A 22,545-nucleotide genomic window follows, 5' to 3' on the forward strand; every position below is an offset into this window, starting at 1 on the left:
TAACCTGAGATGCATGACACACACCCCCTCCCTGTCAGCGACCGCGTCGCGGTCCGGGATCGAGCTCGCGGAGCTCGACCCCGAGACCCGCCCCCAGGACGATCTCTACCGGTACGTCAACGGCCGGTGGATCGACCGCCACGAGATCCCCGCCGACCGGGCCATGGACGGATCGTTCCACGCCCTGCGGGACCAGTCCGAGGTGCACGTGCGCGAGATCATCGAGGACACCGCCAACGCCGTCACCGCGGGCGAGGCCACCGGCGTCCAGGCGAAGATCGGCGCGCTGTACGCCAGCTTTATGGACACGGGCTCCATCGAGGCGCTCGGCACCGACCCGCTGCGCACCGACCTGGCCCTGGTCGAGGCCGCGTCGAGCCAGGCCGAGCTGACGGGAGCGCTCGGCGCACTGCAGCGCACCGGCGGGGCCGGCGCCACCGGGTTCTGGGTGGACAACGACGCGAAGGACCCTGAGAAGTACGTCGTGCACCTCTACCAGGGCGGCCTCGGCCTGCCCGACGAGGCGTACTACCGCGAGGACCAGTACGCCCCGGTCCGCGAGAAGTACGTCGCGCACGTGGCGCGCATGCTCACCCTCGTCGACGGCGCGGTCGAGTTCGCAGGCGTCGACGCCCAGGAGGCCGCGCAGCGGATCCTCGCGCTCGAGACCAAGCTCGCCGCCCACCACTGGGACGTGGTCCGTGACCGCGACGCCGAGCTCACCTACAACCCGACGACGCTCGCCGACCTCGCCGCGAGCGCGCCCGGGTTCGACTGGCGGGCCTGGGTGCTCGCGCTCGGGGCACCAGAGGGTGCGTTCACGGACCTCGTCGTGCGCGAGCCCGACTTCGCCGAGGGCTTCGCCGCGCTGTGGCGCAGCGAGCCGCTCGACGACTGGAAGCTCTGGCTCGTCTACCACGTCGTCTCCGCGCGCGCCCCCTACCTGTCGGACGAGGTCGTCGAGGCGAACTTCGACTTCTACGGCCGCACCCTCTCGGGCGCGCAGGAGGTCCGCGAGCGATGGAAGCGCGGGGTGGCGCTCGTCGAGGGCGCGCTCGGCGAGGCCGTCGGCGAGGTGTACGTCGCGCGGCACTTCCCGCCGTCCCACAAGGAGCGCATGGAGGAGCTCGTCGCGTTCCTCGTCGCCGCCTACCGCGAGTCGATCACGGGGCTCGACTGGATGACCGAGGAGACCAAGGCCAAGGCCCTCGCCAAGCTCGAGGCCTTCACACCGAAGATCGGCTACCCGGCGAGGTGGCGCGACTACGGGGCGCTCGTCGTGGAGCCCGACGACCTGCTGGGCAACGTCCGGCGCGCGCACGCGTTCGAGCAGGACCGTGAGCTCGCGAAGATCGGCCGGCCCATCGACCGCGACGAGTGGCACATGACGCCCCAGACCGTCAACGCCTACTACAACCCGGGCATGAACGAGATCGTCTTCCCCGCCGCGATCCTCCAGCCGCCGTTCTTCGACCCCGAGGCGGAGGACGCCGTGAACTACGGCGGGATCGGTGCCGTGATCGGGCACGAGATCGGGCACGGCTTCGACGACCAGGGTTCCAAGTACGACGGCGCCGGCCGCCTCGAGGACTGGTGGACCGCCAGCGACCGCACGGAGTTCGAGAAGCGCACCCGGGCCCTCATCGCCCAGTACGACACGTTCCGGCCCGCGCAGTTCGGCGAGGACGGCCCGACCGTCAACGGCGCTCTCACCATCGGGGAGAACATCGGCGACCTCGGCGGGCTCTCGATCGCGCTGAAGGCCTACCGGCTCTCGCTCGGCACCCCGCTCGCCGACGCGCCCGTCGTCGACGGCCTGACCGGCGTCGAGCGCGTGCTGCTCGGGTGGGCCCAGGTGTGGCAGTCGAAGGGGCGCGACGAGGAGGTGGCCCGCCGCATCGCGACGGACCCGCACTCCCCCAACGAGTTCCGCTGCAACGGCGTGGTGCGCAACGTGGACGAGTTCTACGAGGCGTACGACGTCCGTCCCGGCGACGCGCTGTACCTCGACCCGGCGGAGCGCGTCCGCATCTGGTGACGGGGCAGTCCTGCCCGCGGTCCGGCGTCGTGCAGCGGGTGCACGACGCCGGACCCCTGCCCGGGCGCGAGGGTCAGGACGCGGGGATCAGAAGGTCTGCGCGCCCGCGCGGGCGAGGTTGAACCCCTTGCCCGACTCGTCGTTGGTGCAGCGCATGCCCGTCTCCGCGCTCGCGCACGTGTAGTCCCCGACCGACCGCTCCTCGCCGTAGTCGAGCAGCGGCAGGTCGCCGGACGCCGGTCCCGGCTGCTCGCCCGCCGGGACGCACGGGACGTCGACGACGTCCCCGGCCACGGTCACCCGGTAGCCGACGGTGCCGTCGCAGCCGTCGACCGGTGCGGGCTGGTTCGCCAGCTCGGCGATCGAGCACGTCGCCGAGACGTCGGTGAGCTCGCACGTGATGTTCCCCGACGGCGAGGCGAACGTCTCGACCGTCGTCGGCTCGGCCGCGGGCTCCTCCGCCGGCGACTCGTTCGGCGCCGAGGTCGCCGCCGGTTCGTCGTCGGTCTCCGAGAGGTCGCCACCGGACCCGCTCAGCGCGGAGACGAGCATGACGATCGCCACGACGACGAGGATCGCGTCAAGGACGATGAAGGCGATCCAGCCCGGCCCCAGGCGGTCCCGGGACGGCTGCGCGCGGCGCGACGGCGCACCCGGGGCACCGCCCTCGCCTCGGGGCGCGCCAGTACCGTGGCCTGGGGTCACCGGTGCGGGGTGCGCCGGCGTCGGGGCGACCTGCGTCGGCGCACCGCCGTATCCCGATCCGCCTCCCCCGGAGTAGGCGGGCTGCGTGTGCGGGTACGCCGGCTCGCGCGGCGGGGCCGGAGCCTGTGCCTGCGTCGGCTGGAACGCGGGCTGCCGCGACGGCGGCGCGGGCTGCACCGGGGGCGCCTGGTGGTCCGGCTGATAGGTCGGCTGGTAGCCGGTCTGGTACGTGGGCTGCGCCTGGGTCGCCTGCTCGCTCGGACGGTAGGTCGGCTGGACCTGGGTCGCGTCGGCGGGCGGTCCTCCCTGCACCGACGTGCCGCCGGGGCGGAAGGTCGGCGGCGCGCCACCGGGGGGCGGGTGGTACGCCGCCGGCTCGACGGTAGGCCGGAAGGCCGGGGTGCCCGCGGGCGGTGAGGACGGGACCTGCGTGGGCGCCCCGTGACCGTCTGCTCGCCCGGACGCAGCACCGGGTGGCGGCGGTGGGGGCACAGGGGCGTTGCCGGACATGACGACTCCTCGGGCGATCGGGGCCGGGCGTCGACCGGCCGTTCGGCGCGGGCGGGGCCCACGACCACGGCAGCATCCCACGCAGACGGCCGAGCGGTCGAACCTGTGTCCGACCGGCGGCGGTCACAGTGGCGGCGATCACACGCCCGCGGTCGGCCAGCTCTCCACCTGCAGCGCACCGTCGGACCGGCGGACCAGCTCGGCGCGGGCGGGCTCGAGGAGGAAGACCGTGGCGATCGGCGCAGACGCCTGCTCCGGTGCTCGCGCCGACGCGAGACCGGCGGCGACCTCCTCGCGCACGGGGTGGTCCGCGGCCAGCTCGCGCGCCGTGCCGCTGATCGTCACGTCCTCGCGGTCGCCGGTACCGCCGGGGTTCGCGTGGAGCTGGAACCGTCCGTCGCGGCGCAGGTCAGCCGCCTTGCCCGACGACGCCGGTGCGGTGAGATAGAGCGCACCACCCACCCACACGACGTCGGCCCCGCTCACGCGGGGCGACCCGATGAGGGTGCGGGTCGCCACCACGTGCCGCACCCCCGCGGTCAGGCGGGCGCGCGCCTGCGCCGCGAGGTCGGGGGCGTCACGGAAGAGCTCGGTCCAGCGGTCCATGCACCGATGGTCTCACCCGTGCGCTCAGTCGAAGACGGGGCCCTGGGTCCGGGTGCGCTTGATCTCGAAGAATCCCGGGGTGCTGGCGACGAGGACACAACCGTCCCAGAGGCGGCCGGCAGCCTCGCCACGGGGTGCCGGCGTGACGACCGGCCCGAAGAACGCGACGTCGCCGAACGCGACGACCGGGGTGCCGACGTCCTCGCCGACCCGGCCGATGCCCTCGGCGTGCGAGGCGCGCAGCTGCTCGTCGTACTCGTCGGTGCTCGCGTACCGCGCGAGCTCCGCCGGCAGGCCGACCTCCGCGAGCGCCTCGGCGACGACCGCGGCGCGGTCGGTGCGTCCGCCCGGGTGGAACCGCTCGCCCATGGCGTCGTAGAGCGGCTTGACGACGTGGTCGCCGTGCTCGGCCTGGGCGGCGACGATCACGCGCACGGGACCCCAGCCGTCGTCCATCGACGCGCGATAGGCGGCCGGGAGGTCACGGCCCTCGTTGAGGACCGACAGGCTCATGACGTGCCAGCGCACCTCGATGTCCCGGACCTGCTCCACCTCCCCCATCCACCGGCTGGTCATCCACGCCCAGGGGCACAGCGGGTCGAACCAGAAGTCGGCGGTCCGCACGGGGGCGTCCGGTCGCTCGGCGGTCAGGGTGTCCGACGTCGTCGCAAGGCTCACGAGCAAGGTCTCCTCGGGGTTCGGGAACAGGTGACCGCGTCAACCGTCTGGACGGCCCAGGCATTCCACGTGGACGTCCCGTCGGGCCCGGCGCGTGGGATGATCGTCCCTGGTCGCGCCCGGCCACCCGATCGGCCGACCCCCGCGCCACCGACACCGATGGAGGAAATGCTGTGCCCGGAGAGAACCTCACCCGCGCCGAAGCGACCGAGCGAGCGGGCGTCGTCAGCGTCCAGTCCTACGAGGTCGCCCTCGACCTGACGACCGGGCCCACCACGTTCTCCTCACGGAGCGTCGTGCGGTTCTCCGCCACGCCCGGGGCGAGCACCTTCATCGACCTCGTCGCGCCGACGGTGCACGAGGTCGTCCTCAACGGCCGCCTGCTCGACCCCGCCACCGTCGTCGCGGACTCGCGCATCCGGCTGGAGGGCCTCGAGGGCGAGAACGAGCTCGTCGTCGTCGCCGACTGCGCGTACACGAACTCCGGCGAGGGCCTGCACCGTTTCGTGGACCCCGTCGACGGCGAGGTCTACCTCTACACCCAGTTCGAGGTCCCCGACTCCCGCCGGGTGTTCGCGGTGTTCGAGCAGCCCGACCTCAAGGCGACGTTCCAGTTCACCGTGACGGCCCCCTCCGCGTGGCAGGTCGTGAGCAACCAGCCGACCCCCGAGCCGGTGCCCGCCGGGTCGGGCGACGCGACGGCCACCTGGACGTTCTCCCCCACGCCGCGCATCTCGTCGTACATCACCGCGATCGTCGCCGGCCCGTACGTCGTCGAGCGCAGCGAGCTGACCAGCTCGGACGGCCGCGTCGTCCCGCTGGGCGTCTTCGCGCGCCGGTCGCTCGCCGAGCACCTGGACGCGGACTACGTCTTCGACAAGACACGCGAGGGCTTCGCCTTCTACGAGGAGAAGTTCGAGGTCCCGTACCCGTTCGAGAAGTACGACCAGCTCTTCGTGCCCGAGTTCAACGCCGGGGCGATGGAGAACGCCGGGTGCGTGACGTTCACCGAGACGTACGTGTTCCGCTCGAAGGTGACCGACGCCGTCAAGGAGCGCCGCGTCGTGACCATCCTCCACGAGCTCGCGCACATGTGGTTCGGCGACCTCGTCACCATGCGGTGGTGGAACGACCTGTGGCTCAACGAGTCGTTCGCCGAGTACGCCTCGACGCTCGCGACCGCCGAGGCGACCGAGTGGCGCGAGGCGTGGACGACGTTCGCCGCCATGGAGAAGGCCTGGGCCTACCGCCAGGACCAGCTGCCCTCGACGCACCCGATCGTCGCGACGATCAACGACCTCGAGGACGTCCAGGTCAACTTCGACGGCATCACGTACGCCAAGGGCGCCTCGGTGCTCAAGCAGCTCGTCGCGTGGGTCGGCCCGGAGCAGTTCCTCGCGGGCGTCGCGGCCTACTTCCGCAAGCACGCCTGGGGCAACACCGAGCTGCGCGACCTGCTCGTCGAGCTCGAGGCGACCAGCGGGCGCGACCTGTCCGCGTGGTCAGGCCTGTGGCTGGAGACCGCGGGCGTCAACACGCTGCGGCCCGAGATCGAGCTCGACGCGCACCGCCGCATCGTGTCGTTCGCCGTGCTCCAGGAGGCGCCCGCCGACTACCCGACCATCCGTCCCCACCGCCTGGCGATCGGCTTCTACGACCTGCAGGACGGCGCGCTCGTGCGCACACGCCGCGTCGAGATCGACGTCGACGGCCCGCGCACCGAGGTGCCGGACCTCACCGGGCTCGACCGCCCGCAGCTCGTGCTCCTCAACGACGACGACCTCGCCTACGCGAAGATCCGGCTGGACGAGGCGTCGCTGCAGGTCGCCGTCGAGCACCTCGACGACATCACCGACCCGCTGGCACGCTCCCTCGTGTGGGGCTCCGTGTGGGACGCCACGCGTGACGGGGAGACCCCGGCGAGCGCGTACGTCCGGCTCGTGCTGGGCAACATCGCCCGCGAGAGCGAGTCGACGACGATCCGCACCACGCTCAACCAGCTCGCCCTCGCCGCGAAGACCTACGTCGCCCCGGCCCAGCAGGCGGCGACCCTCGCGACGGTCGGCGACGACCTCTGGCGGCTCGCGCAGGGCGCGCAGGCCGGCTCCGACGCGCAGTTCCAGTTCGTGAAGTTCTTCGCCCACCTGGCCTCGACGCCCGCGCACGCCGCGTCCCTGCGGGGTCTGCTGGACGGCGAGGTGCGGCTGGACGGCCTGGAGATCGACACCGACCTGCGATGGGAGCTCCTCGAAGGGCTGGTCCTCCTCGGGCGCGCCGACGTCGGCGAGGTGGACGCCGCCCTCGCCGAGGACAACACCGCGAGCGGTCAGCAGTCCGCAGCGCGCGCCCGCGCGACCGTGCCCACGACGGAGGGCAAGGTCGCGGCGTTCGAGTCGCTGGTCACCTCGGCCGAGGCGCCGAACGCGATCGTGCGCGCCACGACCCTGGGGTTCCAGCACGTCAACGACCCCCAGGTGCTGGCTCCGCTCGTCGGGCGCTACTTCGACGCGCTGACGCGGATCTGGGCCGAGCGCAGCTATCACATCGCCGAGACGCTGGTCGTGGGTCTGTACCCGGCGCCCCTGGCGAACGTCGAGCTGCGGGACGCGACGCGGGCGTGGCTCGACGCGACGCCCGACGCCGCACCGGCGCTGCGCCGGCTCGTCGTGGAGAACCTCGCCGGCGTCGAGCGCGCCCTGGCGGCCCAGACCGCCGACGCCTGACCACCCCGCCTCGCCGAGGTAGAACGCCTGTCGCCGAGGTAGAACCCCTGTGCGGCACAGGGGCTCTACCTCGGCGACAGGCGTTCTACCTCGGCAACGGGAGTTCTACCTCGGTACGGGTGGGGTCAGCGCTCGTTGAGCACGCCCGCGAGGGAACGCAGGCGGGCGTTGTCGAAGAGGTCCTCGAGCATCACGACCTTGCCCGAGGAGTCCGCGAGCGGGACCTTCCAGTTCGGGTACTCCTGGTCGGTGCCCGGCTGGTTCTGCGAGCGCCGCTCACCGACGGCGTCCGCGAGGGACACCCCGACGAGGACGGCCGGGGTCTGGCGCACCACCCGGTGCAGGGCCTCGACGAGCTCGCGCTCGGACGGGTCGTCCCCGACCAGGCCGCGCTCGCGCAGGAACGCGACCATGCTGTCGCGCTCGGCCCGTGCCGCGCGTCGGACCACGGCCACGGGCTCGGTGAGGACACCGAGCCGCTCACGCAGGTCGACGTGCTCCCCTGCAAGGTAGCCGGCGGTCGGCGGCAGGTCGTGCGTGGTGACCGTGGCCAGCGAGAGGCGCCGGTAGTCGTCGGGCGGCAGCGGCCGGCCGTCGGGCGTCTTCTCGAACCACAGGACCGAGGTGCCGAGCACGCCGCGGTCGGCGAGGTAGTCGCGGACCCAGGGCTCGAACACACCGAGGTCCTCGCCGATGACCAGGGCGCCGGCGCGCTGCGCCTCCAGGCAGAGGATCCCGATGAGAGCCTCGTGGTCGTACCGGACGTAGGCGCCGGCGTCGGCCCGCGCACCGCCAGGGATCCACCACAGGCGGAACAGACCGATGACGTGGTCGATGCGGATGGCGCCGGCGTGCCGCAGGATGGTCCGCAGCATGTCCCGGAACGGGGCGTACCCGGCGCGGGCGAGCGCGGTCGGGTGCCACGGCGGCTGGGACCAGTTCTGGCCCATCTGGTTGTACATGTCGGGCGGGGCGCCGACCGAGACGCCCGCGGCAAGGACCGACCGGTGCGCCCAGGCGTCGGCTCCCTCGGGGTGCACACCCACCGCGAGGTCGTGCATGATGCCGATCGACATGCCTGCCTCGCGGGCGGTGCGCTGCGCGGCACCCAGCTGCTCGTCCGCGACCCACTGCAACCAGCAGTAGAACTCGACCGCGTCGCTCAGCTCGTGACGCAGGGCCGCCACGGCCCTGCTCGCCGGGTCACCGAGGTCGCGCGGCCACGGCCGGCCGGCGAGGTGGTCGGTGATCGCGCACCACGTCGCGAAGTCCTCGAGGCCCTTGCCCTGCTCGGCGGCGAACTCCTCGAACGCGGTCTGGCGCGCGGTCGAGCGCGGCGCGGCGAACACGACCTCGAGCGCGGCCTTCTTGGCCTCCCACGCGGCGTCGCGGTCGATCGGCCCGCCGTCGGAGCTCAGCTCGCGCACGGGGTCGAACGCCCACTCCACCAGCGAGCGGTCGGCGGCCGAGAGGTACGCCGTCTCACGGATGTCCTCGACCCGGATGTACAGCGGGTTGACGAAGCGACGGCTGGTCGGCAGGTACGGCGACGGCGTCATCGGCGTCCGCGGCTCCGCGGCGTGCAGCGGGTTGATGAGCAGGAAGTCCGCGCCCGCGTGGCGGGCACCCAACCAGGCGAGGTCCGCGAGGTCGGCGAGGTCGCCCACGCCCCACGACGCCTTCGACCGGACCGAGTACAGCTGGGCCATCAGCCCCCACGCCCGCCCGAGCTCGATGTCGGGCGCCAGCTCCAGGCGCTCGGGCGTGACGACGAGCGTGGCCCGGGCCTGGGACCCGTCGGTGCTCGCGTACAGGTCGTGCCAGCCGAGCGGCAGGTCCGCGGGGACGGCGAAGGTCGCGCGGCCGATGCGCCGGCCGTCGACCGTGCGCGGCTCGACGTACTCGTCACGCTGGGTGAGCGTGCGCCGTGCGCGGCGGACCGGCGCCCCGGCGGCCCGTGGGTGCGCGGGGCGCTCCGCCTCGAGCTCGATCCAGACCTCGACGGCCGTGCCGTCGGGGACGTGCACCGCGAACGGCACCTCCGCGCCCGCCGTGGCGACGATGCTGGGCGGGAGCGTACGACGCCACTCGTCGTCGGCGGAGTGCTCCAGGCTGACGGCGACCTTCTCCGGCGAGGAGGCCGGGACGCCGAGCGCCTCCAGCACCGCCACGAGCGTCGAGGCTCGGATCGGGTGGCGGTTGCCGTCGTAGTCCCAGTAGTCGGGCACGACGCCGTGCGCCGCCGCCAGCTCCAGCAGCGGCTCCGGCACCTTGTCCTCGTCGTCGCGGGGTGGGTTCACGATGGAAATCCTGCCAGAGCGAAGGCCCTGGGGCAGACCATGGCCTCGGCGCGCCGGATCCGGACCTGCCCGCCGGGCACCCGGACGGGCCGGCGGGTGACCGGCGGGCACCCGTTGCGGAGGCCGTTGCGGAGGCGCTGCGCGGCCGCACAGGGGCGGGAGGTAGCCTGCGCTCATGCCCACCACCCTCACCCCGGACGGCTTCGACTGGAGCGACCCCGACGACTGGCTGGCGTGGTTCGTCGGCGTCCCCCTGCGCGTCCTCATCATCGTGCTGGTCGGCACGATCACCCTGGCCGTCCTGCGCCGCCTGATCCGTCAGGTGACCGAGCACATCGCGGAAGGCAGCTCGGTCCTGACGTCGAGCAGGCTCAAGGGGATCGGCAAGACCGAGGTGGGCGCCGCGCTCCTCAAGGCGAACCCGCTCGCGAACGCGCGCCGGGGCCAGCGGGCGCGCACGATCGGCTCCGTGCTGCGCTCGACCGCGAACATCCTGGTCGGTGCGACGGTCGCGCTCCTCGTGCTCACGGAGGTCGGCGTCAACATCGGCCCGTTCCTCGCCTCGGCGGGGATCGCCGGCGTCGCCCTGGGGTTCGGCGCACAGAGCCTCGTCAAGGACTTCCTGTCGGGCACGTTCATGCTGCTCGAGGACCAGTACGGCGTCGGTGACACGGTCGACCTCGGCGAGGTCGTCGGGACGGTCGAGGAGGTGGCCCTGCGCGTCACCAAGGTACGGTCCATCGACGGCACGCTCTGGTACATCCGCAACGGCGAGATCCTGCGCACCGGGAACATGACGCAGGAGTGGGCACGGGCGTCCGTCGACGTGCGGGTGGCCTACCACGCCGACGTCGACCAGGTGCGCGAGGTGCTGCGGCAGGCCATCGACGAGCTCGAGGCGGACCAGGTGCTGAGCACCTACCTGCTGGAGACCCCCGAGATCTTCGGCATCGAGACGATGAGCGCCGAGGCGTTGCTGCTGACGGTGCGCGTCAAGACCCGGGCGGGGATGCAGTGGGAGGTGTCGAGGGCGCTGCGCGCCGGGGTGCGGACGCACCTCGCGGCGGCGGGGATCCCGCTGGCCGGCGCTCAGCAGATCGTCGTGCTCGACCACTCGCCCGCCGCGTCGCCGGAGGACCCACCGGCCCATGCGCCGGAAGTGGCGCCGGCGGCGTCACCGACCGAGAAGCGGCCTCAGGCCCAGGAGAACAAGGGGTCGCCCGCCTGAACCTCGTCGCCGGGGGCGAGCAGGACCCGGACCTGGCCGGGGGGCGCCTGCAGCGCGACGACGGGGCACACGGTCGCGAGCCCGCGGCCCGCCACCGCGACCGGGTCCCACGTGATGAGCTCCTGGCCGGCCGTCACGGCGTCGCCCGCCGCGACATGGAGGGTGAAGCCCTCACCGGCGAGCTGGACGGTGTCGATGCCGAGGTGCACCAGCACCGTGCGGCCGTCGGGCGTCTCGAGCGCGAACGCGTGCGGGAACAACGACCCGATGGTCCCCGCGACGGGTGCGACGACGCGCGACGTCCCGGCCCGGCCGTCCGTCGGCGCAGGCTCGATCGCGACGCCGGGGCCCACGATCTCCTGGGCGAACACGGCGTCCGGCACGTCGGCGAGCGGCACGACCGTCCCGCTCAGGGGCGCCGCGACGTCGAGCACGGTCTCAGCGCAGGCCGTCGAGCTCGGCCGCCAGGTTGTCGGCCTCGGGGCCGACGATCACCTGGACGACGCGTCCGGAGCGCACGACGCCGAACGCGCCCGTGGCCTTGAGGCCCGCCTCGTCGACGAGGTCGGGGTCGGTGACCTCGACGCGCAACCGCGTGATGCACGGTTCGAGGTCGACGACGTTCGTCTGGCCTCCGAGGGCTTCGAGGATCTGCTGTGCTTTGGTCATCGAGGAAACTCCTGACGGGCGTACCGGCGAGTAGTCAGCGTGCTGCGTGGCGAGATACAGCCTAGTCTCCTCGCACAGTTGTTACGGGCACGACGTGTTCGCGCAACACGATCGTGCTAACCGCACCGACCCGACGACCCGCCCGGACGCGCTCCGGCCTTGGCACGCCGCCCCCGCTGGGGAACACTGCGAGGACCACGCGCCCGGCCGGTCGGCAGGAAGACGCGCGGGCGACGGTCCGACGATCCAGCGCAGGAGGTTCTCGTGGCAGAGGCACAGCGGACGATCACCGGGATCGGGGTGTGCCCCGGGCGGGTCGTGGGCCCCGTGGTGGTCATGCCGGAGGCGATCGAGGAACCTTCTCCGGGCCTGCGCCTGCCCCCGCGAGCGGACCACCAGGGCGAGGCCGACCGCATCGCGGTCGCCCGCGACCAGGTGACCGCCGACCTGCAGCGCGCCGCGTCCCTCGTCGAGGGCGAGACGCGTGAGGTGCTCGAGGCGACGGCGACGATCGCCGCCGACCCCACGCTGCTCGAGGACGCCCGGCGGCGGGTCCTCGAGGAGCACCTCGTGCCCGAGCGCGCGGTGTGGGAGGCGGCCGCAGCCGTCGCCGAGCAGTTCGAGGCGATCGGCGGGTACCTCGCGGAGCGTGCCCGCGACATCGCGGACATCCGCGACCGGCTCGTCGCCGCGCTCACCGGCCGGCCGGCCCCGGGCGTCCCCGAGCACCCCGAGCCGTTCGTGCTCGTCGCACCGGACCTCGCGCCGTCCGCCACGGCCGCGCTCGACCCCGAGCGGGTACTGGCGATCGTCACGGACGGCGCCGGTCCGACGTCGCACACCGCGATCGTCGCCAACGCGAAGGGGATCCCCGCGGTCGTCGCGGCCACCGGGGCGAGCGCGGCGCTGCACGCCGGCGACACGGTCCTCGTGGACGGGTCGGCCGGCACCGTCGTGCTGCACCCCACGGCCGCGCAGATCGAGGCCGCGGCGGCGCTCGCCGACCGGGTGCGCACGTTCGACGGTCGGGGCCGCACGCGCGACGGCCACCGGGTCCAGCTCCTCGCCAACGTGGGCGACCCGGCGGGGGCCGAGCCCGCGGCCCGCGCGGGCGCCGAGGGGGTCGGGCTCTTCCGGTCGGAGTTCTGCTTCCTCGACCGGGACCAGCCGCCGACGGTCGCCGAGCAGGTCGCGGCCTACCGCACGGTGCTGTCCGCGTTCGGCGGGCGCAAGGTCGTCGTGCGCACGCTCGACTCCGGCGCCGACAAGCCGCTGAACTTCCTGTCGGTCGACGACGAGGAGAACCCGGCGCTCGGCGTCCGTGGCCTGCGCACGGCGGGGCGCTGGCCCGAGCTGCTCGAGGACCAGCTCGCCGCGATCGCGGCGGCGCGCGACGCGGAGAGCGCCGAGGTCTGGGTGATGGCGCCGATGGTCTCGACCGTCGCGGAGACCGAGTGGTTCGTCGCCCGCTGCGCAGCGCACGGTCTCGACGTCGCGGGGGTCATGGTCGAGGTCCCCAGCGCCGCGCTCCTCGCCGGGCCCATCCTGGCCCGCGCGCGCTTCGCGTCGATCGGGACGAACGACCTCACGCAGTACACGATGGCCGCCGACCGGCTGCTCGGGTCGCTCGCCGAGCTGAGCGACCCGTGGCAGCCCGCGGTGCTGCAGCTCGTCGCCGCCACGTGCGCGGGGGGCGCGCAACAGGACCGGCCCGTCGGCGTCTGCGGCGAGGCCGCCTCGAACCCGGTCCTCGCCGTCGTGCTCGTCGGGCTGGGCGTGTCGTCGTTGTCCATGACGGCACGGGCCATCCCCGACGTCGCGGCGCTGCTGGCGGAGGTCGACCTCGCCGACGCGCAGCGGCTCGCCCAGCTCGCGCTCGTCGCCGAGAGCGCCGCCGACGCGCGCGCGGTCGTCCGCGCCGGCCTCCCCCAGCTCGCGGAGCTGGGCCTCTGAGGCGGTCCCGCCGCGGTGAGATGATGGGCCGGTGACAGACGACCCCCAGCGCCCCGCCCTGCCCGTCACCGCCGCCCCGGCCCGCCCGCGCGAGGCCCTGTCGGCCTCGTCGGACTCGTTCTACGCCGCGATCGGTGGGCACGAGACGTTCGTCCGCCTCGTCGACGTCTTCTACGAGGGCGTCGCCGCGGACCCGGTGCTCAAGCCGATGTACCCCGAGGAGGACCTCGGCCCGGCCAAGGTCCGGCTGACGATGTTCCTCGAGCAGTACTGGGGTGGCCCGACGACGTACAGCGAGCAGCGCGGGCACCCTCGGCTGCGGATGCGGCACGCGCCGTTCACGGTGAACCCGGACGCCCGCGACCGGTGGCTGCGGCACATGCGGGCCGCCGTCGACGCGCTCGACCTCGCTCCCCTGCACGAGGCGACCCTGTGGGACTATCTGGAGCGCGCGGCGCACTCGTTGCTCAACTCCTTCGACGAGTGACGCGCCCACCGACGAGCGACGAGAAGAGGACCCCCGTGGACCCGGAGCAGGCCCCACCCACCGACAGCGCGGTGCCGAACCCGCTGGGCCACCTCCTCGAGGTGCTGCAGCTGGCACGAGTCGGCGACGGCGACGGCTCCGCTGCCGACCCCGACCACTTCCGCGGGCAGAGCGTGCACCAGCCGACGGGGCGCGTGTACGGCGGCCAGGTCCTCGCGCAGGCCGTGCTCGCCGCGGGCCGGACGGTGCAGGCCACACGGCTGCCGCACTCCCTGCACGGGTACTTCCTGCGACCCGGTGTGCTCGACGTGCCGATCGACTTCGCCGTCGAGCGGCTGCGCGACGGACGGTCGTTCTCCGCGCGGCGCACGCACGCGATCCAGCACGGCAAGCCGATCCTGTCGATGATCGCGTCGTTCCAGGAGCACCAGCCCGGGATCGACCACTCCACCCCGATGCCGGACGCACCGCCGCCCGAGGAGGCCCCCTCGGCGCTCGACGTCCTCGGCGGGATCGACCACCCGATCGCCAGGTTCTGGTCCCACCACTCGGCGTTCGAGCTGCGCCACGTGGGCGGCTCGCTCTACCTCTCGCCGGGCAGCGAGCTCACCGACCAGCAGATGGTGTGGATGCGGGCGCGCGGCCCCGTCGGCGACGACCAGCTCATGCACCGCGCGCTCATGGCCTACGCGTGCGACCAGGTCATGCTCGAGCCGATCCTGCGCAGCTCGGGCACGAGCTGGGTGACGCCCGACGTGTCGATCGCGAGCCTGGACCACGCGATGTGGTGGCACCGCGACGTGCGCGTCGACGAGTGGCTGCTGTACGTGCAGTCGGCGTCCAGCGCGCAGGGTGGACGCGGCCTGGGCGCGGCGCGGGTGTTCTCGCAGGACGGCACGCTCGTCGCGTCCATCGCGCAGGAGGGCATGGTCCGCCTCCCGGTGCTGTAGCCGCGCCTGCCCGCGCCGACGGCCCTCCCGGGCTGCGACGTCGTGCGCTCCGCCGCACACTGACGAGGTGCGACTGCGCCGCGTGTCCGTCACCTCCCCGGGGTACGCCCGCCGCCCCAAGGGCGACGGGTGGGTGTTCCTCGACCACGAGGGCATGCCGCTGACGGACGAGGACGAGGTGGTGCGGTGCACGAGCCTCGCCGTCCCGCCCGCGTGGGAGCAGGTGTGGATCTGCCGGTACCCGAACGGGCACATCCAGGCGTTCGGACACGACGCCGCCGGCCGCGGGCAGTACCTCTACCACGAGCAGTGGCGCCGCACGCGTGACCGGCGCAAGCACGACCACGTGCTCGACGTCGGTCGACGCCTTCCCGCCGCGCGTCGCCGCGTCGCCGCGCTGCTCGACACCCCCGGCGCGGACCGGGAGAAGGTCCTCGCGCTCGCGTTCCGCCTCCTCGATCTCGCCTACTTCCGCGCGGGCGGCGAGATCTACGCGCAGCGGAACAAGAGCTACGGCCTCGCGACGATCCGCAAGGACCACGTGCGGGTCCGCCGCGACGGGTCGGTGCACTTCCGGTACCCGGCGAAGTCGGGCCAGGTGCGCGACGTCGTCGTCGACGACCCGGTCGTCGCGGAGCTCGTGACGACCCTCAAGCGCCGCCGCGGCGGTACCGAGCTGCTCGCCTGGCGCGAGGGCAGCGGGTCGCGGGCGGTGTGGCGGGACGTGACGAGCACCGACGTGCAGGCGTTCATCAAGGAGCAGCTCGGCGAGGACGCCACGCCCAAGGACTTCCGCACGTGGCACGCCACCGTGCTCGCGGCCCTCGCGCTCGCCGACGCCGGCGAGCCGCCCGCCGCCGAGCGGGCGCGCCGCCGGGTCGTGGCGGACATCGTGCGCGACGTCGCCGCCGAGCTCGGCAACACCCCGGCCGTCGCGCGGGCGTCGTACATCGACCCGCGGTTGATCGACCTGTGGGAGCGTGGAGAGACGATCGGACAGACCCGGTCGCAGACGAGAGCGGAGCGCGCAGTGCTGGAACTTCTCGCATGAAGGTCGCCGTCACCGGCGTGACCGGGTACGTCGGCGGCCGGCTCGTCCCCGAGCTGCTCGCCGCAGGGCACGAGGTCCGGGCGCTCGCGCGCAACCCCGGGCGCCTCGCGGGCCGCGACTGGGCCGACCAGGTCGAGCTCGTCGAGGCCGACGCGAGCGACCTCGACCAGATCCGCGCCGCCCTGCAGGGGGCCGACGTCGCCTACTACCTCATCCACTCCCTCGGCACGGGCGCGACGTTCGAGGCCCAGGACCGGCGCACCGCGCTGACGTTCGCCCGGGCCGCCCGCGAGGCGGGTGTGGGCCGCATCGTCTACCTCGGCGGCCTGCACCCGGACGTCGAGGAGGGCGAGCTCTCCCGCCACCTCGCCTCGCGCAAGGAGGTCGGGGAGATCCTCCTCGCCTCGGGCGTGCCGACGACCGTCCTGCAGGCCGCGGTGATCCTCGGCTCCGGGTCGGCGTCGTTCGAGATGATGCGCTACCTCACCGAGCGCCTGCCCGCGATGACCACACCGCGGTGGGTGGACAACCGGATCCAGCCCATCGCGATCCGCGACGTGCTGCGCTACCTGGTCGGCAGCGCCGACATGCCCGACGACGTCTCCCGCGCCTTCGACATCGGCGGCCCGGACGTGCTGACGTACCGGGAGATGATGCAGCGCTACGCGGCCGTCGCCGGGCTGCGGCGCCGCGCGATCGTCAGCGTGCCCGTGCTGACGCCGCGGCTCTCCAGCCACTGGGTCGGGCTCGTGACCCCCGTCCCGTCCGGCATCGCGCGGCCCCTGGTCGAGTCGCTCGTGCACGAGGTCTTCTGCCGGGAGAAGGACATCGCGCAGTACGTGCCCGACCCGCCCGACGGCCTCGTCGGGTTCGACCGGGCCGTCGAGCTCGCGCTCGAGCGCATCCACGACGGCGAGGTCGCGACCCGGTGGTCGTCGGCGGCGCTGCCCGGCGCCCCCAGCGACCCGTTGCCCACCGACCCCGACTGGGCGGGCGGGTCGCTCTACGTCGACGAGCGGCGCACCGTCGTCGACGCACCGAGCGACGTCCTCTGGCGGGTCATCGAGGAGATCGGCGGGCAGGGCGGGTGGTACTCCTGGTCCCTCGCCTGGCGCGCACGGGGTCTGATGGACCGGCTGGTCGGCGGACCCGGGCTCCGCCGCGGGCGGCGGGACGAGAACAGGCTGGTCGTCGACGACGCCCTCGACTTCTGGCGGGTCGAGGCGATCGAGCCCGGACGCCGGCTGCTGCTGCGGGCCGAGATGCGGCTGCCCGGCCTGGCCTGGCTCGAGCTGCGGGTCGACGACGCCGCCGAGGAGGTCACCGGCCCGCACGACGAGGGCCCCGACCCTGCCGACGCGGCCGGGCCCGACAAGACGTTCTTCGCCCAGCGCGCCCTGTTCTACCCGCACGGGCTCGCCGGGCAGGCGTACTGGTGGTCGGTGAAGCCGTTCCACGGCGTCGTCTTCGGCGGGATGCAGCGCAACGTCGCCGAGGCCGCCGAGCGCGCCGCCCGCGCCGAGGAGGCCTGACGAGGCCTGGCGCGCGCGGCTCAGCGACCCCGGCGACGGAACGCGAGCGGCTCCTCGACGTACGGCTCCCACGCGGCGCGCTCGGTCGCGGTGATCCGCCGCGGTGCGCTCGTCGCGGCATCGACGACCACGATCGTCGTCGCCGCGCGGGCGTAGGGCTCGCCGCCCGACGTCGGGCCCGTGCGGGCCGTCCCGTGCGCCCAGCCGTCGTGCACCTCGTAGCAGACCTCCAGGCTCGCGCCGCCGAGGTGGCCGATCCACATCTCGACCCGCACGGGCGTCCTGGAGAAGCCGAGCGGGCGCAGGTACTCGATCTCCTGTCGCGCGACGAGCGTGTGCGAGGTGGCGTGCGGGCCGGTGTCGAGGACCGCCGTCGGCCACGGGCCCAGGCCCTCCTCGTCGACCTCCGCCTCGGCGTGCCGCCAGAAGGCCGTGATGCGGGCGTCCTCGAGCAGCCGGAACATCTCGACGTTGTTGACGTGCTGGTACGCGTCGAGGTCCGACCATCGCAGGGCGACGGGAACGTGCAGGCGGGTCATCGGTGTCCAATCTCCTGGCCGGTGGTGCACGACGATCCTGCCACCCCGCGGCGACGACGCCGTGTGCCACGATGGCGGCGTGCCGACGATCACGCTGGAGCCCCTCCCCCCGTCCGACCCCGACGCCGCACGGATCCTGCACGAGTACGTCGTGGACGTCGCCGCCCGCTACTACGGCCGGGCGCCGACGCCGCGCGAGCTGGCCGACGCGCTCGCCGACAGCCCACCGCAGGCCGTCGCCGCTCCGCACGGGGCGCTGCTGGTCGCCCGGCTCGGCGAGGACACGGTCGGCTGCGCCGGCGTGCGGTTCGCCGGCGACGGGATCGAGGAGGGCACGGGTGAGGTGACGCGGGTCTTCGTCGCGGAGCGTGCACGTCGCCGTGGTGTGGCCAGCGCGCTCGTCACGGGACTCGAGGACCTCGCTCGTGCGCGCGGGGTCCGGCTCCTGCGTCTCGACACCCGCACCGACCTGGTCGAGGCCCGCGCCCTGTACGCCCGGCTCGGCTACCGCGAGGTCCCCGCGTTCAACGACGAGCCCTACGCCGACCACTGGTTCGCCAAGCCCCTCCCCGCCTAGCCCCCCTTGACCCGGCGCCGAACACGACTCTGGTGCCGTTCTGGCGGCCCTGGCGGCATCAGAGTCGTGTTCGGCGCGGGTTCTTCTGGGGTGGTGGGGGGGTCAGGTGGTTGCTGTGGTGGCCGCCGCGCGGCAGCGGGCGAGGGCGTCGAGCTCGTCGGCGACGGGGCCGTGCACCAGGCGGGTGGCGACGTCGTCGACCGAGGTGCGCAACCGCCGTCGGGCACGCGCGGCTCGTCGGCGCGCACCGAGCGCGGCGAGGCCGCGGGAGACGAGCGCGAGCAGGATGCCGCCAGCAGCACCGCCGACGGCGAGCAGGGTGGGCACGGGCAGATCGCGCCACGTCGGCGTCGGCGGGGGCGGGAGCTGCAGGTAGGCGAACCCCGCGAGCACCCCCAGCCACAGCAGGCCGGCGACCAGCGCGACGAGCAGCACCGTCTGCGCGACGCCGACGACGCGCCACCACACGGGACGACGGTCGGCCTCCAGCCGGGTGGCGGCGACGGCCTGGTCGAGGGCGTCGGGCAGCTCCCGACCGACGTCCGCCACGCGGGCGCGCGCCGCGAGGACCCAGGCGTCGGGGGCGCCGTCCGTGGCCTGCGCGACGTACGCCCGCACCGCGCTGCCCGCCGCCGCGCGCGTCGAGGCCGACGCACCCGGCAGGGACGTGCGCACGAGGTCGGCGCGCGCCGCGTCGTCGCGCCCGACCCGACCGGCGGACCCGCGCGTCCCGCCCGCGCCGCCCGGCGACACGTCCGGCCGCAGGCCGAGCCGGCGCAACGGGTCCCGGCGGAACCGTCCGAGCCAGCGGGTCACGGGCCACCCGGTCGCCGCGTGCGCGTCGCGGGCGGCCGAGGCGCGCACCGCGTCCACGACGGTCGCCGTGCCCGCGGCGTCCTCCAGGGCGTCGACGAGCCGGTCGCGCGCCCGGGCGCCCGACCCCGGGGAGACCTCGCCGCACGCCTCGAGGAGTCGCCGACCGACGGCGCGCTCGTCGGCCGTGAGGCGCTCGTTCGCCGCCTGACGCCGGTCCGCGGCGTCGGCCAGCAGGTCGCGCAGCTCGTCGAGGCCCTCCCCCGTACGCGCCGAGACGCCCAGCACCCGGGCCGTGAGGAGGCCGTCCTGCGCCACGAGCCGGCGCAGGTCCGAGAGGCAGGCGTCGCGCTCCGCGGCGGTCAGCCGGTCGATCTGGTTGAGCACGACCACCACGACGGCGTCGTGCCCGACGAGCGGACGCAGGTAGCGCTCGTGCAGCGCGGCGTCCGCGTACTTCTGCGGGTCCACGACCCACACCAGCAGGTCTGCGCGCTCGACCAGCCGCTCGGCCCGCACACGGTGCTCGACGACCACCGAGTCGTGGTCGGGGAGGTCGAGCAGGACCAGCCCGGTCGTGAGCTGCGTGGGCTCGCGCCGCCTGCGCAGCCCGCCCGCACGGCGCACGATCCCCTGCACCGCTCCCCCGCCCGTGCCGTCCGGGTCCGGTGGCGCGGCGACGATCGGGGTCACCATCTCGTGGCGTCGGCCGACCTCGAGCCAGTCCAGCAACGGGCCCGCGTCGGCGCCGCGAGTGCCCACCGCGCCGTCCGGGCCACCTGCGCTCTCGATGCTCGGCGCGCTCCAGACCGCGGCGAGCGCGTGCGACGTCGTCGGGCGCTGGACGCCCGCGACGGCGAGCTCGCGGCCCACGAGGGCGTTGAGCACCGACGACTTCCCCGACCCCGTGGCACCCGCGAGCGCGACCACCGTGTGCTCGGCGGACAGCCCACCGCGCTCCCGCGCCCGCCCGACGACGGCCCGCGCCTCGCCGACGAGGTCCGCCGGCAGGCGCCCGGTCCCCGCCTCGACGGCGGCCTCGAGCGCTGCGGTGCGGGTCGCCAGGTCGAGCGTCATGCCGGTCCCCCGTCCGTGCCGCTGCCTGCCGGGCTCGCATCGCTCTCGTCCCGACGTCGGCCACCGAGGAGGCGCCGCCAGAATCCGGGCCGGGTGTCCGCCGGGTCGCGGGGTGCCTCGGCGTGCGCGCCCTCCGATGCGGTGTCCTGGCCGGGTCGCCACTGCGCGGCGCCGCGCAGCGACCGCGCCACGTGCCGACCGGTTCGCACGCCGGGCACGGCCGGCCGCCCGGCCCGTTCCGTGCGCGCGGTGTCCGCCACGGCGCGGGCGGCCTGCGCGAGCGACTCCCCCGCGCCGGGAGGCGTGGCGAGCGCGTCGAGCTGCGCGGTGAACCGCGCCGACTCGGCGTCCAGGACGGCGGCCACCCGGTCGGCGAGCTGCTGACGGGCGGTCCGGGTGAGGCTGCGCACGGCGTCGTCGCCGAACACGGCCTCGAGGAGCTTCTGCGCGAGGACCGCGGTGCCGCCCGCGATGCCGATCTCCGCGCCGGTGATCCCTCCGGTCGAGGCGAACACGAGCACCATGACGCTCACGCCGAGTCCGTTGAGGCCGAACGACAACGCTCGCGCGAGGCCGCGCTTGCCCGCGCCCTGCTCGCGGACGAGCTCCAGGACGTCGGACTGCCACCCGCGGATCTGGGCCGCGACGTCGTCGCGCAGCGTGATCGACGACCGGGAGAGCTCGAGCCCGTCGAGCAGCGCCGCCCCGGCCGGGTCCGCCCGCCACGCGGCGAAGACCTCCTCGGCGGCGGTGTCGGCCGCGTCGAGCACGACGGCCTCCAGCCCGTGGGCGATCGCCCGCTCGACCTGCGGTGCCTGCGCCGGCTTCCCGCGGAAGAACGCGCCGACGGCGTCGCGCACCTTGCCCACGCGCTGCTCGACGGCCCGGAAGAACTCGCCCGTCCCGACGAAGTCCTGCCAGCGGGCGAGGACCTCCCCGCGCAGCATCGCGCCGTCGGAGGTCGCCTCGTCGACGTCCTGCGCCGCCTGCCCGTAGGCGCGGAGCACCGCCGCCCGCAGCCGGGCCTCGGCCTGCACCTGCGCGTCGGCCGCGCTCGCGAGCGCGACCGTGCGGCGTACGAGGTCGTCGACGACGCCGTCGCGGGTCGCCAGCGCGACGCGCGAGCGCGCCTCCGCGTCCGAGCCGAGCGCCGAGAGCCACGCGGAGACCTCCCCGACGACGGACTCCGGCAGGAGTCCGTCCACGAGGTCGGACTCCGCGAGCGCGAACAGCGGCGCGCCGTGCAGCGCGTTCTCGTCCATCATCCGCCGCAGGTCGCCGACGACCTCGTCCGCGCCGGGATCGATGCGGTCGATGACGAGCGCGACCTGGGCGTGCCGTTCGGCCGCGCGCTGCAGCAGCTCCCACGGGACGGCGTCGGCGTAGCGGGCTGCGGTCGTGACGAACAGCCACAGGTCGGCCGCGCCCAGGAGCTGGGCGGCGAGCTCGCGGTTCGCGCTCTCGACCGAGTCGACGTCGGGGGCGTCGACGAGCGCGAGCCCCTGCGGGAGCGCGTCGCTCGCCACGAGACGCAGCGCGCGGCTCGCGGAGGCGCCCGGGTGCGCGCCGGTCGGCGTGCCTGCGGGCGCGCCCGCGTCGCCGCTCAGCCGGGCGAGGCCGGGCAGCACACGGTCGGTGGAGAACCACCGGGCGTCGAGCGGGTGGTGCACGAGCACGGGTGCGCGCGTGGTGGGGCGCAGCACCCCGGGTGCGGAGACCTGCTCACCGAGCAGAGAGTTCACGAGCGTCGACTTGCCGGCACCGGTCGAGCCGCCCACGACGACGAGCAGCGGCGCGGACCGCGCGCGCAGGCGGGGAAGGAGGTAGTCGTCGAGCTGGTCGGTGGCGTGCGCCTGGTCGTGACGCGCCGGTCCGACGCCCGGGACCTCGAGCGGGAGGCGCAACGCACCCAGCCGTGCCCGCAGGGTCTCGAGCGCGTCGACCAGCGGTCCGGGGACGTCGTCGGGCCCGGGCTCGGTCATGGAGACAGTCTGCCGCACAGAACAGCTGTGGGCGGGCCGCGTCGGCGCCGAGCCGCTCGATCTTGTTCTCCTCGTAGGACGCGAAGTTGCCCTCGAACCAGTACCAGTTCGCCGGGTCCTCGTCGGT

Annotated in this window: 18 protein-coding genes; 9 read left to right on the top strand and 9 right to left on the bottom strand. The window is 74.3% G+C overall.

Features of this window, described 5'->3' with window-relative positions; translation table 11 throughout:
* The first annotated feature begins 13 nt into the window (after nt 1-13).
* A complete protein-coding gene (locus tag OHL10_RS15345) occupies nt 14-2,038 on the top strand; it encodes a M13 family metallopeptidase (RefSeq protein ID WP_265523102.1) in 2,025 nt (674 codons plus the stop codon).
* Between the two features lie 87 nt (nt 2,039-2,125).
* Here OHL10_RS15345 and OHL10_RS15350 read toward each other — a convergent pair whose 3' ends face one another.
* The 3 genes from OHL10_RS15350 to OHL10_RS15360 form a co-directional block, all read right to left on the bottom strand.
* A complete protein-coding gene (locus OHL10_RS15350) occupies nt 2,126-3,253 on the bottom strand; it encodes a hypothetical protein (protein WP_265523103.1) in 1,128 nt (375 codons plus the stop codon).
* Nucleotides 3,254-3,391: 138 nt separating this feature from the next.
* Nucleotides 3,392-3,859: a pyridoxamine 5'-phosphate oxidase family protein gene (locus OHL10_RS15355; protein WP_265523104.1), complete on the bottom strand. Its 468-nt coding sequence runs from the start codon at nt 3,857-3,859 to the stop codon at nt 3,392-3,394.
* A 24-nt stretch (nt 3,860-3,883) separates the two neighbouring features.
* A complete protein-coding gene (locus tag OHL10_RS15360; protein ID WP_425499022.1) occupies nt 3,884-4,537 on the bottom strand; it encodes a mycothiol-dependent nitroreductase Rv2466c family protein in 654 nt (217 codons plus the stop codon).
* A gap of 173 nt (nt 4,538-4,710) precedes the next feature.
* Between OHL10_RS15360 and pepN the strand changes: the two genes are divergently transcribed.
* Nucleotides 4,711-7,260, top strand: coding sequence for an aminopeptidase N (pepN, locus tag OHL10_RS15365; RefSeq protein WP_265523105.1), 2,550 nt, complete (start codon nt 4,711-4,713; stop codon nt 7,258-7,260).
* 125 nt (nt 7,261-7,385) lie between these two features.
* Here pepN and malQ read toward each other — a convergent pair whose 3' ends face one another.
* Nucleotides 7,386-9,569, bottom strand: a complete 2,184-nt coding sequence (gene malQ / locus OHL10_RS15370) for a 4-alpha-glucanotransferase (protein WP_425499025.1) — start codon at nt 9,567-9,569, stop codon at nt 7,386-7,388.
* A 166-nt stretch (nt 9,570-9,735) separates the two neighbouring features.
* On the opposite strand from malQ, the gene OHL10_RS15375 reads away from it, so the two are divergent.
* Nucleotides 9,736-10,788: a mechanosensitive ion channel family protein gene (locus tag OHL10_RS15375; RefSeq protein WP_265523107.1), complete on the top strand. Its 1,053-nt coding sequence runs from the start codon at nt 9,736-9,738 to the stop codon at nt 10,786-10,788.
* Here the strand turns inward: OHL10_RS15375 and OHL10_RS15380 are convergent.
* Both OHL10_RS15380 and OHL10_RS15385 read right to left on the bottom strand, forming a co-directional pair.
* Nucleotides 10,755-11,222 (bottom strand): PTS sugar transporter subunit IIA, encoded by a 468-nt coding sequence (locus OHL10_RS15380; RefSeq protein ID WP_265523108.1) that lies wholly within the window; start codon nt 11,220-11,222, stop codon nt 10,755-10,757. The two genes, OHL10_RS15375 and OHL10_RS15380, sit on opposite strands and share 34 nt — an antisense overlap.
* A gap of 4 nt (nt 11,223-11,226) precedes the next feature.
* Entirely contained in the window at nt 11,227-11,457 is a 231-nt protein-coding gene (locus OHL10_RS15385) for a PTS sugar transporter subunit IIB (RefSeq protein WP_265523109.1), read from the bottom strand.
* 264 nt (nt 11,458-11,721) lie between these two features.
* Between OHL10_RS15385 and ptsP the strand changes: the two genes are divergently transcribed.
* The 5 genes from ptsP to OHL10_RS15410 all read left to right on the top strand — a co-directional run bounded on the left by ptsP (nt 11,722) and on the right by OHL10_RS15410 (nt 17,430).
* Complete coding sequence (ptsP, locus tag OHL10_RS15390) at nt 11,722-13,410, top strand: phosphoenolpyruvate--protein phosphotransferase (RefSeq protein WP_265523110.1); 1,689 nt, start codon at nt 11,722-11,724, stop codon at nt 13,408-13,410.
* Nucleotides 13,411-13,507: 97 nt separating this feature from the next.
* Nucleotides 13,508-13,897: a globin gene (locus tag OHL10_RS15395; protein ID WP_265523220.1), complete on the top strand. Its 390-nt coding sequence runs from the start codon at nt 13,508-13,510 to the stop codon at nt 13,895-13,897.
* 35 nt (nt 13,898-13,932) lie between these two features.
* A complete protein-coding gene (locus OHL10_RS15400) occupies nt 13,933-14,847 on the top strand; it encodes an acyl-CoA thioesterase (RefSeq protein ID WP_265523111.1) in 915 nt (304 codons plus the stop codon).
* Nucleotides 14,848-14,914: 67 nt separating this feature from the next.
* Nucleotides 14,915-15,898 (top strand): DNA topoisomerase IB, encoded by a 984-nt coding sequence (locus OHL10_RS15405; protein WP_265523112.1) that lies wholly within the window; start codon nt 14,915-14,917, stop codon nt 15,896-15,898.
* A complete protein-coding gene (locus tag OHL10_RS15410; RefSeq protein WP_265523113.1) occupies nt 15,895-17,430 on the top strand; it encodes an SDR family oxidoreductase in 1,536 nt (511 codons plus the stop codon). The genes OHL10_RS15405 and OHL10_RS15410 overlap by 4 nt, the downstream gene beginning before the upstream one ends.
* A gap of 20 nt (nt 17,431-17,450) precedes the next feature.
* Here OHL10_RS15410 and OHL10_RS15415 read toward each other — a convergent pair whose 3' ends face one another.
* Nucleotides 17,451-17,969 (bottom strand): acyl-CoA thioesterase, encoded by a 519-nt coding sequence (locus tag OHL10_RS15415; protein WP_265523114.1) that lies wholly within the window; start codon nt 17,967-17,969, stop codon nt 17,451-17,453.
* A gap of 79 nt (nt 17,970-18,048) precedes the next feature.
* Here OHL10_RS15415 and OHL10_RS15420 point away from each other — a divergent pair, with 79 nt between their 5' ends.
* Nucleotides 18,049-18,546, top strand: coding sequence for a GNAT family N-acetyltransferase (locus OHL10_RS15420; protein WP_265523115.1), 498 nt, complete (start codon nt 18,049-18,051; stop codon nt 18,544-18,546).
* Nucleotides 18,547-18,648: 102 nt separating this feature from the next.
* Here the strand turns inward: OHL10_RS15420 and OHL10_RS15425 are convergent, their stop codons facing one another.
* Nucleotides 18,649-20,436 (bottom strand): P-loop NTPase family protein, encoded by a 1,788-nt coding sequence (locus OHL10_RS15425; protein ID WP_265523116.1) that lies wholly within the window; start codon nt 20,434-20,436, stop codon nt 18,649-18,651.
* Nucleotides 20,433-22,418, bottom strand: a complete 1,986-nt coding sequence (locus tag OHL10_RS15430; RefSeq protein WP_265523117.1) for a dynamin family protein — start codon at nt 22,416-22,418, stop codon at nt 20,433-20,435. The genes OHL10_RS15425 and OHL10_RS15430 overlap by 4 nt, the downstream gene beginning before the upstream one ends.
* Between the last annotated feature and the right edge of the window lie 127 nt (nt 22,419-22,545).

The sequence above is a fragment of the Oerskovia flava genome, assembly GCF_026163685.1.
In the GTDB taxonomy this organism is placed as follows: Bacteria; Actinomycetota; Actinomycetes; order Actinomycetales; family Cellulomonadaceae; genus Oerskovia_A; species Oerskovia_A flava.

Coding starts and splice junctions, on each gene's coding strand:
- OHL10_RS15345 (WP_265523102.1), top strand. CDS start 14: ATGACACACACCCCCTCCCTGTCAGCGACCGCGTCGCGGTCCGGGATC.
- OHL10_RS15350 (WP_265523103.1), bottom strand. CDS start 3,253: ATGTCCGGCAACGCCCCTGTGCCCCCACCGCCGCCACCCGGTGCTGCG.
- OHL10_RS15355 (WP_265523104.1), bottom strand. CDS start 3,859: ATGGACCGCTGGACCGAGCTCTTCCGTGACGCCCCCGACCTCGCGGCG.
- OHL10_RS15375 (WP_265523107.1), top strand. CDS start 9,736: ATGCCCACCACCCTCACCCCGGACGGCTTCGACTGGAGCGACCCCGAC.
- OHL10_RS15385 (WP_265523109.1), bottom strand. CDS start 11,457: ATGACCAAAGCACAGCAGATCCTCGAAGCCCTCGGAGGCCAGACGAAC.
- OHL10_RS15410 (WP_265523113.1), top strand. CDS start 15,895: ATGAAGGTCGCCGTCACCGGCGTGACCGGGTACGTCGGCGGCCGGCTC.
- OHL10_RS15415 (WP_265523114.1), bottom strand. CDS start 17,969: ATGACCCGCCTGCACGTTCCCGTCGCCCTGCGATGGTCGGACCTCGAC.
- OHL10_RS15425 (WP_265523116.1), bottom strand. CDS start 20,436: ATGACGCTCGACCTGGCGACCCGCACCGCAGCGCTCGAGGCCGCCGTC.
- OHL10_RS15430 (WP_265523117.1), bottom strand. CDS start 22,418: ATGACCGAGCCCGGGCCCGACGACGTCCCCGGACCGCTGGTCGACGCG.